The sequence below is a fragment of the Leuconostoc inhae genome (assembly GCF_019656015.1).
Classification (GTDB): domain Bacteria; phylum Bacillota; class Bacilli; order Lactobacillales; family Lactobacillaceae; genus Leuconostoc; species Leuconostoc inhae_A.
The window spans coordinates 22,594-37,814 of record NZ_BPKW01000004.1; the positions used below are offsets into that span (position 1 = coordinate 22,594).

Consider the following 15,221-nt stretch of genomic DNA (forward strand, 5'->3'; position numbering starts at 1 on the left):
AATTTTTTAGCAGAAACGTTTTTTAGAAGATAAAATAATCCTATGCAAATAGCATTTCATACCGATTCCGGCGTCCAACGTAATGAAAATCAAGATTACGTTGGCGCATTTACAAATCAAAAAGGCACCGTGATGGTTATGGTAGCTGATGGTGTAACTTCAACTGAAGGTGGTGAAGTTGCTAGCGCCATGGCTGTAGAACATTTTGGACACGCCTGGGAAAAAACAACAATTGAAACAATCAATCCATCAATCGCTTGGCTAAAAGAAACAGTTGCCTTTGAAAACGATGCAATTATAGAAGCAGGGCAACGATTTGATGACTTAAAAACAATGGCTACGACACTTGTGTTAGCAATTTTGTTTGATGAGCAGGTTGTTATTGGTAACTTGGGTGACTCTAAGGCATTTTTGTTGCATCATAATAGTCTAAAACAACTATCATTTGATCATAATCTTAAAAATGAACTTGTTCGTACCGGTACGGTTAGCAAAAGGCAAGCCGAAAATGTCCCTAATGCGAATAGTGTAACAAGATTTTTAGGCGTTGATCGGCACGCAGATATTGAAATTGGGCAACATACATTTTCTGGTGAAGACATGTTGTTTTTAACATCTGACGGTATTACTAAGGTGCTCAATAAAACAACAATTAAACAAATTATGAGGGCACCAGCAAGTTTGAATTTTCGTGCACACGACTTGATTAGGTTCGCTAACGACAATGGTGCGCCAGATAATGTGACAGCTCTCTTGGTGAGCCGTGATAATGAAGAGGATACAAAATAATTATGTTACCAGATACAGTGATAGACAATCGTTATAAAATTATCAAATCGCTTGGCGGGGGTGGCATGGCCAATGTTTATTTGGCGCATGATGGATTTTTGGATCGCGACGTCACATTTAAAATGATGCGTTTGGATATGAAAAACGATGCTGAACTAGCCAAGCGGTTTCAGCGTGAAGCTATTTCAGCAACGGAATTAGTCCATGATAATATTGTTCAGGTATATGACACCGGGGAATATGAAGGCACACAATATTTGGTGATGGAATATGTAGCAGGGAATGATTTAAAGTCCTTCATTGCCGAACATTTTCCAATTCCGTACCAACAAGTTGTTGATATCATGACGCAAGTTTTAAGTGCAGTACAAGCAGCACATGACGCGGATATTATTCATCGCGATTTAAAGCCACAAAATATTTTAATTGATAAAAATTGTCAAGTAAAGATTACCGACTTCGGCATTGCAATTGCAAAATCAGTGCAAGATATGACGCAGACAAACACCGTTATCGGGTCAGTTCATTATTTATCGCCTGAACAAACGCGCGGCGGCCTTGCTTCAGCGAAATCAGATATATATGCACTGGGGGTTATGCTTTACGAAATGCTGACCAAACAAGTGCCTTACGAAGGTGACACACCTGTTGCAGTTGCAATGAAACATACAACAGAAGATATGCCATCTGTTCGTGATTTTGATCCGAGAATTCCGCAGGCCTTAGAAAATGTTATCTTAAAGGCAACAGCCAAAAGACCACAAGATCGCTATTTAAGTGCAGCAGCGATGTCTGAAGATTTGAATACGACGTTATCACCTAGACGTTCAGATGAAATACGATTTGCACCGATGTCAGACACGATAGATGAAACACGCATTATTCCGATGGCTCAAATTCAAGATCAGTTAAAAACAGGTGTATCATCTGATAAAATATTGCCAGATGATGCACCTGAAGAACCCTCAATAAAAGATGTTATTATAGCACATGGTAAAAAGGGCTATTCTGTTAAAGATATCGCACATATTGTTGATCGTACACCTAATTATGTCCGTAGTGTTTTACGAGAAAATGGGATTAAATTTCGTAAAGCACCAAAGTGGCCTTGGGTGCTACTGGGAATCATTTTAATGATTGTTTCTGTAACTATTTTCTTAAATTATCAATCAACTAAAACCACGGTACCAAATGTTACGAATTTAACACAAGATCAAGCGACAACGAAAATCAAAAAAGCTGGTTTAGTTGTTGGCACTGTTAGCTCAACACCGTCAAAAACAATTACTAGTGGGCATGTTGTTCGGTCAACACGAAATAGTGGTGCAGAAGCCAAAAAAGGAGATATAATTAATTTAATTCTTTCTTCTGGACGCGCTAAAGTACGTTTTGGCGATTATGTTGGTTCGGATTATGATGTGACCGCGGCACAACTCCGTGCTCAAGGTTACTCTATTACAAGAAAAGATAGCCCTTCTGATAGTGTTTCTGAAGGTAGAATAATTTTACAATCTGTTGATGCTAATGGCAAAGTAGATCCGACTGCGACAAATGTTGAATTCACAGTTTCGACTGGTGCACAACGAATTAATGTGCCAGATTTTACTGGAAAGAGTACACAAGAACAAGTACAGAGTTGGGCCAGTGAACATGATATTGTCGTAAACTTTAACACACAATATGATGGTAATACAAAAAAAGATCATGTTATCAGTCAGTCGATTCGTGGTGGTTCAAGTATTACTAAAGATATGGTATTACTTGTGACCATTTCACAAGGCCCTCAGGCCTCATCAAGTGAGTCTTCTGATAGTTCGAGTTCATCGGATGAATCATCTTCATCAAGCAGTTCAAGTTCATCTAGTTCATCGTCTTCATCCAGCAGTGCATCAAGTAACAAAAATAAAAACTAAAACAACATCAGTCGATTATAATCGGCTTTTTTGTTATAATAAATGATATGAAAAAAGGACGAATTATTAGATCATTAAGTGGCTATTATGATATACAAGTTTCAAGTGGTGAGGTGCAGCGGACACGCGCGCGCGGTGAGTTTCGAAAATCAGGGCAAAAACCACTTGTTGGTGATTTTGTTGACTTTGAGAGTGAAAACGATGAAGGACTAATTTGGAAAATTCATCCAAGAGAAAATGTGTTAGTTCGACCACCAATTGCTAACATTGATGTTGCAGTCATTGTAACGGCACTTAAAGAACCGGATTTTGCGCCGAACTTGCTAGATCGGCAATTAGTTGCATTAGAAGCTGCCAGTGTGACACCCTTAATTTATTTTACAAAATCGGATTTATTGACTGACCAAGAATATATAAATGCAACGGCAGTGTCAAACCGTTATTTAAAAATAGGGTATACGACAATATTACCATCCGTAAACAATACAAATGGTGACTTTATTGAATTACGCTCTGAACTGCGCGGTAAAGTTGCTGTATTTATGGGACAAACGGGTGCTGGAAAATCAACACTCTTAAATCATTTGTCGCCTAAGTTAGGCCTGGAAACGGGTGTTGTTTCAAAGGCCCTGAGCCGTGGTAAACACACAACTCGGCAAGTAACACTTATTCGGGTGGATGATGCCTTGATTGCCGACACGCCAGGATTTTCATCGTATGAAGTTTTTGATTTTCCAGTTGAACAGTTAGATGAGTATTTTCCTGAATTTGTTATTGCACGTCAAAATTGTCGTTTTCGCGGTTGTTTACATCTCAACGAACCGGGATGTGCCGTTAAAGAAAGCGTAACTGTTGGTGCTATAGCACAATCACGGTATAATAGTTATAAGGCCTTTTACGATTTAATCAAGTCGCAGAAGCCAAGATACAATACAGATAATCGAAACATTTAGGAAGAAGGAATAGTAACATGGCAGGAATTATTGCACCATCCATATTAAGTGCGGATTATACGAATCTAGAGCGTGATGTGAAGCTCGTAGAAGCCGCAGGGGCTCAATATTTGCATATTGACGTGATGGATGGTAGTTTTGTACCATCAATTTCTTATGGTCCAGGTTGGGTTAAACAATTACGTTCAGAAACAGAAATGGTGTTGGATGTACATTTAATGGTCATGAATCCTGAAAAAATTGTTGATGAATTTGCCGATGCTGGTGCAGATATCATTGGTGTGCACGTGGAAGCAACGCCACATATCCATCGTGCATTGCAAATGATTAAAAATAAAGGTGTTAAGGCCGAAGTTGTCATCAACCCTGGGACACCTGTATTAGCAATTGAATCTGTTTTGGATATGGTTGACCAAGTTCTTGTGATGACGGTTAATCCAGGCTTTGGGGGACAAAAATTTTTGCCATCTGCAATTGAAAAAATTGCGCAATTAAAAACTATCCGTGATGAATTAGGTTATCAATTTGATATCGAAATTGATGGTGGTGTGAATAATGAGACAATCACTGCTGCATTTGAAGCAGGTGCAAATGTCTTTGTTGCAGGATCATATGTGTATGATAAAGTTGATCCTGCCGCTAAAATTGCTACCTTGAAAGACCTGACGAAATAATGCAAATTAATATTTTGGCAGGTGGGGAAACGGCATTATGGCCGAATGATTTGTTTGATCTTCCAGGTCTCTGGATTGGCGCTGATCGTGGCGCATGGCGATTGTATCAACACAATATACCGATGCTGATGGCTGTAGGAGACTTTGATTCACTAACTTCTGATGAGCTACATGTATTAGAATCACATCTAAAAGCCAACGAAATTATACATGTTAAGGCTGAAAAAGATGAAACTGATACGGAGCTTGCATTACTCTATGCGCAAGCTAAAAACCCGGATGAAATTAATATTTTTGGTGCAACTGGTGGCCGACTGGACCACCTATTAAGTAATTTGTGGCTGTTAGCAGACCCTACGTTTGAAAAAATTGTTGAAAAAACAAAAATTATCGATAATGTTAATAGTGTGAGTTATTTAAAGCCTGGTTTGAAAACAGTTACCAAAATACCGAATGCAAAGTATCTTGGGTTTATGCCACTTAATTCAGTTTCTAATTTTAAAATAATTGATGCAAAATATACGTTAGATTCAACGGATAATATTTATAAAATGTGGTCGTCAAATGAATTTGTTAGCAAGATGGTACATGTGAGCTTTGATACAGGCGTTATTATGGTTACGCAAACAAGAGATAAAACATAATGTCATTGGAAAAGTAAGTACGCAGATGATTATGAGGATAAAATTATGGCAGTAAAAATAGTTGAAGATGCAACATTTGAAAGTATCACAGCGTCTGGCGTCAGTATCACAGACTTTTGGGCAACTTGGTGTGGCCCTTGTCGTATGCAATCACCAGTATTAGAGGCGCTGTCTGAAGAGGTCGACAACGTTGATTTTGTTAAAATGGACGTTGATGCTAATCCTGATACACCAGCAAAATTTGGTATTCGTGCAATTCCAACGCTGCTCGTTCAAAAAAATGGTGAAGTGGTCGAGCGATTAACGGGTTTCCATACAAAAGATCAATTAGCAGCTGTTTTGTCAAAATATACAAAATAGCTTGCCAAAGTGGTTTTAATCTGGTAGAATTTACTAATGTTGTAGAAAGAGCTTTTTTTAAATATTGGCTCGAAAAGGAGGGTCGAACATGGCAAAAGATGCTATTACAGGCGCACGCACACGTTTTGGTAACCAACGCTCACACGCGTTGAATTCAAGTCGTCGTAGCTGGAAGCCAAATTTGCAAAAAGTGACTGTTAAGATTAACGGTGCTCCTGCAAAGAAAGTTTATTTATCAGCGCGTACTTTGAAGTCTGGATTGAAGACTGGAACTATCGAACGCGTATAAACGGCAGCACGATTGAAGTTATGCTAAATATTTGTGCATAGCTGATATAAAACGACCACCACTCCGGTGGTTTTTTTATATCAAAGAATGGATTGCTCGGATACGTTTATTGTTGAGATATGTTAAAATAATAGCAGTAGACCTTTCAAGGAGGAGATACATTAACTTAATTAATCTCAAATTGTTTATGCTACAAATTAATTACAGTTATTTTATAGTATGACTATTAGAGTGTTTGTGAGTTAATGCTTTAAATATTATGGCAATCAAAATTAAAACTAAAATTGGTGAGATTACAATTGAAAACGATGTTATCGCGACAATTGTTGGCGGTTCTGCTATTGAGAACCCTGGGGTTGTTGGTATGGCTTCTCGCGCAACATTTCGTGATGGCATGAATCAGATTTTGAATCGCGAAAATTATGCTAAGGGTGTTGTCATTCATCAAGAAGAGAACGGCGTAAACGTGGATGTTTATTTGGTTGCGCAGTATGGCACAAAGCTATCAGAAATTTCTAAATCAGTTCAAGGTAAAGTAAGATATAATCTCGACGCACTACTGGGAATTCACGCAACGGAAGTTAACGTGATTGTTCAAGGTGTCCGCGTCACGGACTAGGAGTATCATGACTAAAATTACGACAATTACCAATGTTGAATTTGGTAAGATGATTAATGCAGCAGCAGCAGCACTTGCCGCAAATGCGGATACGATTAATAAACTAAATGTTTTTCCTGTGCCAGATGGTGATACAGGCACAAATATGAGTCTGTCAATGGCAAGTGGCGCGCAGTATGAGCGTGATGCACTAGATACAGATATTAGCACACTGGCTAAAGCAACGTCTAAAGGGCTGTTAATGGGAGCGCGTGGTAATTCTGGCGTTATCTTATCACAAATATTTCGTGGTTTTTCCAACTCAGTTGAAGGTAAAAAAACATTATCGGCACGTGATTTAGCTGACGCTTTGATGTCAGGTGCACAAGTAGCTTACAAATCTGTTATGAAGCCAACAGAGGGGACTATTTTAACGGTCATTCGCGAAGCAGCATCAAAAGCAAATAAAGTAGCTGATGATACAGATGATTTGGTTGAATTAATGCAGGCTGTCAATGAGGCAGCACAAATTGCGTTGGCATCGACACCGGATCTGTTGCCTATACTAAAACAAGTTGGCGTTGTGGACTCAGGTGGTCAAGGGCTTGTTTTTGTGTTGCAGGCATTCTATCAGGTGTTAAGTGGTAACTTCAATGAAGCGGACCTTAAAACGCCGGATAATGCTGAATTAGAGCAAATGGTTAAAGAACTACATGCTGGTGCACAAGCCAATAGTCATTTAGATCCCCAAAGTATAGAATATGGTTATTGCACGGAAGTTATGGTGCAAATTGCTAAAGGGACAACATATGATCATGAATTTGATTATGACACATTTTATCATCATCTATCACAACTTGGTGATTCGTTACTTGTTATCAATGATGATGAAATCGTTAAAGTTCATGTTCATACAGAAAATCCAGGAGAAGTTCTTCGTTGGGGAACGCATTTTGGTTCATTAGTTAAAGTGAAAGTCGATAACATGAGAGACCAGCAGCAAGCAGTTATTGACGCACAGCGTACAGAAGAAGCACACATTGCTAAAATGGCTGCTGCAGCCGTACCAGCCTCTGATACGGCTGTGATTGCAATTGCAGCTGGGGACGGCGTCGCTGAATTGTTCAAAAGCTTAGGCGTGCATACAGTTATTTCTGGTGGACAGACAATGAATCCATCAACGGCTGATATTGTTGATGCGATTAAAGCCATCGATGCTAAAAGTGTTTTAATTTTACCTAATAATTCAAATATTTTCATGGCTGCTGATCAAGCTGTTGATTTAGTGGATATGCCAGTAAGTGTTGTCAAAACGCGTACGGTTCAGCAAGGTTTAACAGCTATGATGGGATACAATCCAGAAGCAGAATTATCAGACAATGCTGACGAGATGGCATCAGTGATGTTAGATGTTAAATCAGCCCAAATCACAAAATCTGTGCGAGATACCAAGCTAAATGGTATAGATATTAAGCATGGTGATTGGATGGGAATTCTTGATGGCGAGATTGAAGTTGTGACTAAGAAACTACTTGATGCTGCCAGTCAATCGGTGGCAAAAATGATTGATGATGATTCTGAAATTGTGACGATTATCTTTGGAGAAAATGCCAGTGCAAAGGATGCTGAAAAGTTAGAAGAGGCTATTTTAGCGCTTGATGACAGTCTTGAGATTGAAATTCATAATGGCAAACAACCGTTATATCCATTTTTAATCTCGGTTGAATAAGTGATGTATAAAAAATAATATTTAAAAACTCTGGCGCAATTATAATTGCGCCAGAGTTTTTAAATGTTATTTTTTATAACCAACCTAATGCACTAATTGCAGCATAGAAAACACTACCAACCATTAACACAACCATGACCCACGACATGACAAGCGTCATTTTTTCGATGCGGGTGCGTGATTTTTGAACAGCTTTAGGAACACGGTGTTGATTTAATTTTGCGTCAATTTCTGCTTGTAATTTAGCATTAACAGGGCGCATTTTTTGTTCATCTGTCATGTTTCACCTCATTTTATAACTCAAAAATAGTGTATCATAATCAGCTAGCTATATGCAATTTTAAAACGGTAAGTCAATTAATTTTATACGATGTATTTATAAATTATAATAGAAATTCTTGCCTTTTGGTTTAGGTTTAGGTATTGTTATTAAAGTGCAAAGAAACTGTGAGGTAAAGTAATGCAGTGGTGGATTTGGCCGTTAGGTGCGGTAAGTTTTATATTATTTATATTTGTGTTAAATAAGTGGACCCGTTTTGGTGAGTTTAAAATTAAAACATTAGATATCATTGTTATCCCAGTCTGGGTGATATTACATTTTACTATGGGATACCGTTTTGGTGTTAGCTTGCTTTTATGGTTTCTATTAGTATGGTTTGTTGTGGGGACTATATTGTCATGGTTTCTATTACAAAGCAAATGGCATTGGCGCTTGTTTTGGCATAAGTATTGGCAATGGAGTGGGTTGATTGGTAGTTTATTACTTTTAATTGTGACAATTATTGGGTTTTGGCACCACTAATATAGTTTGTCGATAAAAACGTTGTTATTCTTACATAGCAGCGTTTTTTATGTGTGTTAAAATTTACTAAATGATGACAAATTGGTAATTAGGTGGAGGGAAGTGGTGAAATGTGGTAAATTAGTAGTATAGAATTTTTATTGGAGGTGGTCCTGATGTTTATGGGCGAATATTCACATACGCTCGATACAAAAGGGCGACTTATTATTCCAGCAAAATTTCGAAACCAATTAGGCGAGAAGTTTATTGTGACGCGTTGGATGGAACATGCTTTACGCGCTATGCCAATGCCAATTTGGGAAAAATTAGAAAAACAACTTAACGAGTTACCATTAGGAAAAAAAGAAGCACGCCAATTTAAACGTTTTGTTTTGGCAGGTGCTATGGAAGCAGAGATTGATAAGCAAGGGCGAATTATAATTCCGTCTAACTTAAAAGACTATGCTTCACTTGAAAAAAGTGTGACAGTAACAGGATCTGGGGACGCCTTTGAAATTTGGAGTTCAGAAAACTGGCATGATTATACACTTGCTACAGCTGATGATTTTGATGAGATTGCAGAAGGACTAGTTGACTTTGACTTCTAGTTAAAAGGATAAATGGAATGACTGAATTTGAACATGTCACAGTCCTCTTAAAAGAGGCTGTTGCATTATTGAATATAAAACCAGATGGTAGTTATGTTGATGCAACCCTAGGTGGCGGTGGTCATACTGGTGAAATTCTAAAGCAATTAGATAAGGGTAGACTATATAGTTTTGACCAAGATGATACAGCAATTAAGTATAACGAAGAACAGTATGCCGCTGAAATTGAAGCTGGCAAATTAGTATTAATTCATAAGAATTTCCGTACGTTAACTGAGGCGTTATCTGAATTTGGTGTGACACAAGTTGATGGCGTGATTTATGACTTAGGTGTCAGTTCCGTACAGTTTGATGATGGGCAACGTGGATTTAGTTACAATTACGATGCTGATTTAGATATGCGGATGGATCAACGTCAAACGTTAACAGCTAAAACGATTATTAATGAGTGGTCATTTAACGATATTTTACGTATTTTAAGTCGATATGGTGAAGATCGTTTTCCTAAACAAATTGCGCGTAAGATAGAGCGTCATCGTGAAAATAGCGTGATTAATACAACATTTGAATTAGTTGATATTATCAAAGAAGCAATTCCAGCGCCAGCTCGACGTAAGGGTGGGCATCCCGCAAAGCGAACCTTCCAAGCGTTAAGAATAGCCGTTAATGATGAATTAGGGGCATTAGAAGATTCTCTGACTCAATCACTTGACCTACTTGCACCAAATGGTCGTATTAGTGCAATCACATTCCAATCACTTGAAGATCGTTTAGTGAAACAAATGTTTCGCGAAAAAACATCAACTCCAGAATTGCCAGTTGGTTTACCAGTCTTACCAGGACAATTCGAAGCGGATTATACTTTGTTAACACGTAAACCTATTTTACCAACTGATGATGAAACACAAACTAATCATAGATCACAATCGGCCAAGTTACGTGGCATCGAACGCAAATAATATTTAGGAGCGGCAAAAAATGGCACAGAATGCATATCAATATTCAACGACGGCTGAAGCGTTACCTTTGGCACAACCAAAAACACGTATCAAGTATAAAGCAGCACGTTGGACAAGAAAAGAGCAACTAATGGTTACCTTTGTTTCAGCCGTTATTATGATATTGATGGTGGGTGTTGTTTTTTCTAGCATGCAAACGAATGCGGCACGTTCGAGTGCTACACATATGCAAGCGGAAACTGAGACCACCAAAGAAACTAATAACGCTTTACGCAGTGATATTCAAAATAAAACAAGTAAACAAAATTTAGATGAGGTTGCTAAGAAATATAATATGACATTATCTGATAGTAATGTCAGAAATATTAACCAATAATTATGAAAAATACCATGAGACGGATACCAAATAAAAAAGTTACGAAAAACGTCAAAGCCTTTGGCGGTGTATTGTTGGGCGCAATTGTGCTGGTAACTTTAGGTCTTGGAATACGTCTTTTTGTTATAGCAAGCGGTTCGGTTGATGGACATAATTTAAATGACGCAACACGTCGTGCATTTATGGCGAACCAAATAGTACCAGCAAATCGTGGTAAAATTTATGATACTAATGGTCAAGTATTAGCAGAAAATACAACAGTCTATGATATGTACGCTGTACTTGATAAAAAAGTTGCACGTGTTAAAGACACAAAAACAGGTAAATATGTTGATGGATCTGGTCATGTGGTAGATAAAGAAACAACTGCAGAAAAACTTAGTAAAATTATTGATATGAATCAAAAAGATATCTTGAGCCGGTTAGAAAAAAATGTGTATCAGGTTGAGTTTATCTCTAAAAAAGTGCAGGCCAGTAAAAATTTAAGTATTGATCAGTATAAAAAAATTCAAGCGCTTAAACTGCCAGGTATAAGCTTCACATCACGGCCATCACGTATATATCCTAATGGTAATATGGCATCACATTTGATTGGGGCAATGAGTACAAGTGAAAATAAAAAGAGTGGTCAATCCCAACAAATTGGATTTATGGGCATAGAGGCTGCTGAAAATACAATACTTGCCGGAAAAGATGGGGTTAAAAAGTACAATGGTCAAGTGGAAAATGTGCAGGATAGTAGGACGGTAAAACAAGGGGATGATGTTTACCTCACGTTAGATAGTTCACTGCAAAATACACTTGAAACGCGTATGGATGATTTACTTAAAACGACGAAAGCAAAAGCAACAGTTGGTGTTTTGATGGAAGCCAAAACTGGTCGGATTGTTGCTGCAACACAACGACCAAATTTTAATCCGAATGATAAAATAATTAATCCGGAGTTATGGTCTAATTTATTGGACCAAGGTGCTTTTGAACCGGGTTCTACTATGAAAGGTATCACGCTAGCTGCTGCAATTGATTCAGGCAAATGGCAACCTAATGATACTTATCCATCTGGTACACTATTAATTGATGGTAAAAAAGTTGTTGATGCATTCGGACAAGATCAAGGCATGTTAACTTATCGAGAAGGATTTTGGCGGTCGTCCAACGTTGCATTTGCACGAACTGAACAAAAACTTGGTGCGACAACATGGCGTAGTTATCTTGAAAAATTTCGGTTTCTACAATCGACTAAATCAGGTCTAAATGGTGAAGAAGCAGGGCATATTTCTTATGATTATCCTATTGATCAAGCCAATACTGCTTATGGTCAAGGAATTAGTGTGACACCACTACAAATGATTCAAGCCTATTCAGCTATTGCAAATGATGGAAAGGAAGTTAAACCATACTTTGTAGATAAAGTGGTTAATTCTGCAACGGGGGCAATTCTGCAACAAGGGAAAACAGATACTGTTGCACAACCAATTAAATCAAGTACCGCGCAGCAAGTTCGTAAATATATGATCGATGTTGTCAATCAAGAAACGGGTACCGCAAAAGAGTTTGATTTACGGCAGTTTGGCTATCAAATTGCAGCTAAAACTGGCACCGCGCAAGTTTCTGAAAATGGCCAGTATTTACAAGGATTAAACAATGCTATTCATTCTGTTATAGTTTTGGCACCAGAAAAAAATCCGAAATATATTTTCTATATGGCTGTGAAACAACCTAAGGTTTTCCCTGATCCAACAATTCAAATAACAATGAATAAGGTATTTCAGCCGCTAATGCTTCAAGCTTTAAATAATAGTGACAGTGCTGTTAAATCTAAAACAACGAAACAGACAGTACCTAATGTTGTTGGGCAGTCAATTACTAAAGCGACACAAACACTGACTGATGCCGGTTTTAGAACAGCGATTGTGGGTAATAGTGGCAAAATTAGTAGTCAATCTTTATTACCAGAACAAAAATCATTAACAAATCAATTAGTGATTTTGCGCGCAAAAGGGAATACACATTTGCCAGACATGACGGGATGGAGTTTAGCTGATGCACAGTCATTTGCTCGTGAGGCAGGGTTTAAACTTACTTGGTCGGGATCTGGCTATGTCGCGGGTCAAACTGTGGCTAAAGATCAGCTAGTTGTGGATACTAGCCAAGTGGCTGTTAAGTTAAAAGAGAAGAAATAAGGGAAAAGTATGTCTGAAAATTTATGGGCGTTGGCCCGCGCGTTAATCATAACAGTGATATTTATGCCGTTACTGATTAAGTTTTTAAAACAATCAAAAGAACAGGCGGTTATTCGAAAGCTTGGGCCCGATCATCAAGCAAAGTCGGGTACGCCTAGTATGGGCGGGGCACTTTTTGTTGTCGCTGCGTCTATTAGTTCACTTATAGGTGGTGGCATTCATAATGGTTGGCAAGGTGTAATGGCTATGGTGCTTCCTGTTGTGGCATTTTTGGCTTATGCCGTTATTGGTGGTATTGATGATACATTGAAATTAGTTAATCATGCTGACGATGGTTTCGCTTTTAAACCAAAGCTAATAGCCCAAACGATTAGTGCAGCAGTTATTATGCTAATTATGTGGCGTATGGGTGTTCCTTTCACATTGTATATACCATTGTTTGGAACATATAATTTAGGTATTTTCTATTTTGTATTTCTTTGGTTTTGGCTTGTTGGCTGGTCAAATGCAACTAATCTAACTGACGGTCTCGATGGTTTGCTCGCGGGTATAAGTATTATTGTTTATGCCGCCTACAGTGTTATTGCTATGAATATGCATAATCAAATATTGGTCATTTTCAATTTTGCGGTAATAGGTTCCTTGATTGGCTTTTTAATCTTTAATAAACCTAAAGCTAAGATTTTTATGGGTGATACTGGCTCACTTGCTTTAGGAGCTGGTTTAGCTATTGAATCAATTTTGCTAGGTATACCGTTTTCTTTGATTTGGTTTGGCTTGGTATTTGTTATCGAAACATTATCAGTTATTATTCAAACGATTGGTTATCATTTCTGGCATAAACGTATATTTCCAATGGCACCAATTCATCATTCATTTGAAAAATTTGGTTGGAGTGAATGGCAAATCGGCACCTTATTTTGGATTTTATCTGCAATTTTAGCAGTTGCTGGTATCTTTTATATGAATTAAAAGCGGGTTTACTCGCGTACATAAAATTTTAGAAATCAGGTTATGATGAAAATACAAGATTTTAACAATAAAAAAGTGATGGTATTTGGTTGGGCACGTTCAGGAAAAGCAGCGGCGCAACGATTACTTGAACTTGGGGCGCAAGTCACTGTTGTTAATGGTGGCGAATTCGAAGATGACATAGTCTATCGACAATTGTTGGCGGCAGACGTTCAATTTATTGATCATGATGATGCGAAATCATTAAATGATAGTTTTGATTATTTGGTTAAAAATCCAGGTATTAATTATGAAACAGCATTAGTTAAACGAGCAAAAGAGTTAAACGTTCCTATTTTGACGGAAGTAGCAGTTGCTTTGAGTTCGTTTGAAGGCCGTTTAATTGCTGTGACAGGTTCGAATGGCAAAACAACAACAACGTCGTTAATTCGAGATATGCTCAAAAACGATGGCCAAAAAGTGACAACTGCTGGAAATATAGGTATCCCAGTTTGCGAGGTTGTTAAAAATTTAACAGCAGATGATACATTGTTGTTAGAATTATCAAGTTTTCAATTAATGGGGATTCCAGATATACGGCCAGATATTGCATTAATTACAAATATTTTTGCCAACCATTTAGATTACCATGGGACACGCGAAAATTACGTGGCTGCGAAGTTCCAACTAACAAAAAATCAAACGCATAACCAATTATTAGTCCTAAATGCTGATGGACAAGATACAAATGATTTTATAAAAAAAACACATGCAAAAGTTATTGAATTTTCTCGCATAAAAAACGAGTATACTGTACGTACGGATGGTGTTGATCTCATTATTTCTGACAATCATTTAATGCCGTTAAGTGATATTAAATTAGTCGGACCGCATAATCTGGAAAATGTTATCGCTGCAGTGACAGTTGCAAAACTAGCAGGCGTTCACGATTTGGCAATAAGGCAGGTACTTGAAGCATTTGGTGGTGTAAAACATCGTTTACAACATGTTTTTACGCACAATGACATTGCTTTTTATAATGATTCTAAGGCGACAGATATTGAAGCCACACAAACAGCGTTAAATAGTTTTCAAAAACCAACAATTTGGTTAGCAGGTGGATTAGATCGTGGGGATGATTTAATGAGATTACTGCCAAATTTATTACATGTGAAGGCTGTTATTGCCTTTGGCGAAACACAGCAAAAAGTTGTTGCTGTAGCACGTGCTGCTAATAAACCAGTTATTACTGTGGCTGACGTTGAACAAGCGGTACCAGTCGCAGTGAAATTAGCTGCGACTGGAGATGTTGTGTTATTGTCACCAGCAGCAGCTAGCTGGGATCAATATAAGAGTTTTGAAGAACGCGGTGAACGTTATGTCACTGAGTTAAAGAAAGTATTGGGGCTATAAT

Annotated in this window: 17 protein-coding genes; 16 read left to right on the forward strand and 1 reads right to left on the reverse strand. The window is 37.9% G+C overall.

Features of this window, described 5'->3' with window-relative positions:
* Positions 1-42 precede the first annotated feature (42 nt).
* The 9 genes from K5Q14_RS02545 (at position 43) to fakA (ending at position 7,949) form a co-directional block, all read left to right on the forward strand.
* Positions 43-789 carry a protein phosphatase 2C domain-containing protein gene (locus K5Q14_RS02545; RefSeq protein WP_220734274.1) on the forward strand — a complete coding sequence of 249 codons (747 nt, stop codon included), beginning with the start codon at positions 43-45 and terminating at the stop codon, positions 787-789.
* 2 nt (positions 790-791) lie between these two features.
* Positions 792-2,702, forward strand: coding sequence for a Stk1 family PASTA domain-containing Ser/Thr kinase (gene pknB, locus K5Q14_RS02550; protein ID WP_220734275.1), 1,911 nt, complete (start codon positions 792-794; stop codon positions 2,700-2,702).
* 47 nt (positions 2,703-2,749) lie between these two features.
* Complete coding sequence (rsgA, locus tag K5Q14_RS02555; RefSeq protein WP_220734276.1) at positions 2,750-3,655, forward strand: ribosome small subunit-dependent GTPase A; 906 nt, start codon at positions 2,750-2,752, stop codon at positions 3,653-3,655.
* A gap of 17 nt (positions 3,656-3,672) precedes the next feature.
* Positions 3,673-4,329, forward strand: coding sequence for a ribulose-phosphate 3-epimerase (gene rpe / locus K5Q14_RS02560; RefSeq protein WP_220734277.1), 657 nt, complete (start codon positions 3,673-3,675; stop codon positions 4,327-4,329).
* Positions 4,329-4,973 carry a thiamine diphosphokinase gene (locus tag K5Q14_RS02565; protein ID WP_220734278.1) on the forward strand — a complete coding sequence of 215 codons (645 nt, stop codon included), beginning with the start codon at positions 4,329-4,331 and terminating at the stop codon, positions 4,971-4,973. The genes rpe and K5Q14_RS02565 overlap by 1 nt, the downstream gene beginning before the upstream one ends.
* A gap of 45 nt (positions 4,974-5,018) precedes the next feature.
* The gene (trxA, locus tag K5Q14_RS02570) at positions 5,019-5,333 is read left to right on the forward strand and encodes a thioredoxin (RefSeq protein ID WP_220734279.1); all 315 of its coding nucleotides are present in this window, start codon (positions 5,019-5,021) and stop codon (positions 5,331-5,333) included.
* A gap of 88 nt (positions 5,334-5,421) precedes the next feature.
* Positions 5,422-5,622, forward strand: a complete 201-nt coding sequence (rpmB, locus tag K5Q14_RS02575) for a 50S ribosomal protein L28 (RefSeq protein WP_010017046.1) — start codon at positions 5,422-5,424, stop codon at positions 5,620-5,622.
* A 259-nt stretch (positions 5,623-5,881) separates the two neighbouring features.
* Complete coding sequence (locus tag K5Q14_RS02580) at positions 5,882-6,241, forward strand: Asp23/Gls24 family envelope stress response protein (protein WP_010386579.1); 360 nt, start codon at positions 5,882-5,884, stop codon at positions 6,239-6,241.
* Positions 6,242-6,248: 7 nt separating this feature from the next.
* Entirely contained in the window at positions 6,249-7,949 is a 1,701-nt protein-coding gene (fakA, locus tag K5Q14_RS02585; RefSeq protein ID WP_220734280.1) for a DAK2 domain-containing protein, read from the forward strand.
* A 73-nt stretch (positions 7,950-8,022) separates the two neighbouring features.
* Here fakA and K5Q14_RS02590 read toward each other — a convergent pair whose 3' ends face one another.
* Positions 8,023-8,229, reverse strand: a complete 207-nt coding sequence (locus tag K5Q14_RS02590) for a DUF4044 domain-containing protein (RefSeq protein WP_220734281.1) — start codon at positions 8,227-8,229, stop codon at positions 8,023-8,025.
* 180 nt (positions 8,230-8,409) lie between these two features.
* Between K5Q14_RS02590 and K5Q14_RS02595 the strand changes: the two genes are divergently transcribed.
* The 7 genes from K5Q14_RS02595 to murD all read left to right on the forward strand — a co-directional run bounded on the left by K5Q14_RS02595 (position 8,410) and on the right by murD (position 15,220).
* A complete protein-coding gene (locus K5Q14_RS02595) occupies positions 8,410-8,751 on the forward strand; it encodes a DUF3397 domain-containing protein (protein ID WP_220734282.1) in 342 nt (113 codons plus the stop codon).
* Between the two features lie 155 nt (positions 8,752-8,906).
* On the forward strand, positions 8,907-9,338 hold the full coding sequence (gene mraZ, locus K5Q14_RS02600; RefSeq protein WP_220734283.1) for a division/cell wall cluster transcriptional repressor MraZ: 432 nt from the start codon (positions 8,907-8,909) through the stop codon (positions 9,336-9,338).
* Between the two features lie 17 nt (positions 9,339-9,355).
* Entirely contained in the window at positions 9,356-10,297 is a 942-nt protein-coding gene (rsmH, locus tag K5Q14_RS02605; protein ID WP_220734284.1) for a 16S rRNA (cytosine(1402)-N(4))-methyltransferase RsmH, read from the forward strand.
* Between the two features lie 19 nt (positions 10,298-10,316).
* Positions 10,317-10,673, forward strand: a complete 357-nt coding sequence (locus tag K5Q14_RS02610; protein ID WP_220734285.1) for a cell division protein FtsL — start codon at positions 10,317-10,319, stop codon at positions 10,671-10,673.
* Between the two features lie 2 nt (positions 10,674-10,675).
* Entirely contained in the window at positions 10,676-12,856 is a 2,181-nt protein-coding gene (locus K5Q14_RS02615) for a PASTA domain-containing penicillin-binding protein (protein ID WP_220734286.1), read from the forward strand.
* A 9-nt stretch (positions 12,857-12,865) separates the two neighbouring features.
* Positions 12,866-13,828, forward strand: a complete 963-nt coding sequence (gene mraY / locus K5Q14_RS02620) for a phospho-N-acetylmuramoyl-pentapeptide-transferase (protein WP_220734287.1) — start codon at positions 12,866-12,868, stop codon at positions 13,826-13,828.
* 45 nt (positions 13,829-13,873) lie between these two features.
* The gene (gene murD / locus K5Q14_RS02625; RefSeq protein ID WP_220734483.1) at positions 13,874-15,220 is read left to right on the forward strand and encodes a UDP-N-acetylmuramoyl-L-alanine--D-glutamate ligase; all 1,347 of its coding nucleotides are present in this window, start codon (positions 13,874-13,876) and stop codon (positions 15,218-15,220) included.
* Position 15,221: the final 1 nt, after the last annotated feature.

Bases quoted from the DNA above. Each gene is read 5' to 3' on its own strand.
- K5Q14_RS02545 (WP_220734274.1), top strand. From the start codon at position 43: ATGCAAATAGCATTTCATACCGATTCCGGCGTCCAACGTAATGAAAAT.
- pknB (WP_220734275.1), top strand. From the start codon at position 792: ATGTTACCAGATACAGTGATAGACAATCGTTATAAAATTATCAAATCG.
- rsgA (WP_220734276.1), top strand. From the start codon at position 2,750: ATGAAAAAAGGACGAATTATTAGATCATTAAGTGGCTATTATGATATA.
- rpe (WP_220734277.1), top strand. From the start codon at position 3,673: ATGGCAGGAATTATTGCACCATCCATATTAAGTGCGGATTATACGAAT.
- K5Q14_RS02565 (WP_220734278.1), top strand. From the start codon at position 4,329: ATGCAAATTAATATTTTGGCAGGTGGGGAAACGGCATTATGGCCGAAT.
- trxA (WP_220734279.1), top strand. From the start codon at position 5,019: ATGGCAGTAAAAATAGTTGAAGATGCAACATTTGAAAGTATCACAGCG.
- rpmB (WP_010017046.1), top strand. From the start codon at position 5,422: ATGGCAAAAGATGCTATTACAGGCGCACGCACACGTTTTGGTAACCAA.
- K5Q14_RS02580 (WP_010386579.1), top strand. From the start codon at position 5,882: ATGGCAATCAAAATTAAAACTAAAATTGGTGAGATTACAATTGAAAAC.
- fakA (WP_220734280.1), top strand. From the start codon at position 6,249: ATGACTAAAATTACGACAATTACCAATGTTGAATTTGGTAAGATGATT.
- K5Q14_RS02590 (WP_220734281.1), bottom strand. From the start codon at position 8,229: ATGACAGATGAACAAAAAATGCGCCCTGTTAATGCTAAATTACAAGCA.
- K5Q14_RS02595 (WP_220734282.1), top strand. From the start codon at position 8,410: ATGCAGTGGTGGATTTGGCCGTTAGGTGCGGTAAGTTTTATATTATTT.
- mraZ (WP_220734283.1), top strand. From the start codon at position 8,907: ATGTTTATGGGCGAATATTCACATACGCTCGATACAAAAGGGCGACTT.
- rsmH (WP_220734284.1), top strand. From the start codon at position 9,356: ATGACTGAATTTGAACATGTCACAGTCCTCTTAAAAGAGGCTGTTGCA.
- K5Q14_RS02610 (WP_220734285.1), top strand. From the start codon at position 10,317: ATGGCACAGAATGCATATCAATATTCAACGACGGCTGAAGCGTTACCT.
- K5Q14_RS02615 (WP_220734286.1), top strand. From the start codon at position 10,676: ATGAAAAATACCATGAGACGGATACCAAATAAAAAAGTTACGAAAAAC.
- mraY (WP_220734287.1), top strand. From the start codon at position 12,866: ATGTCTGAAAATTTATGGGCGTTGGCCCGCGCGTTAATCATAACAGTG.
- murD (WP_220734483.1), top strand. From the start codon at position 13,874: ATGAAAATACAAGATTTTAACAATAAAAAAGTGATGGTATTTGGTTGG.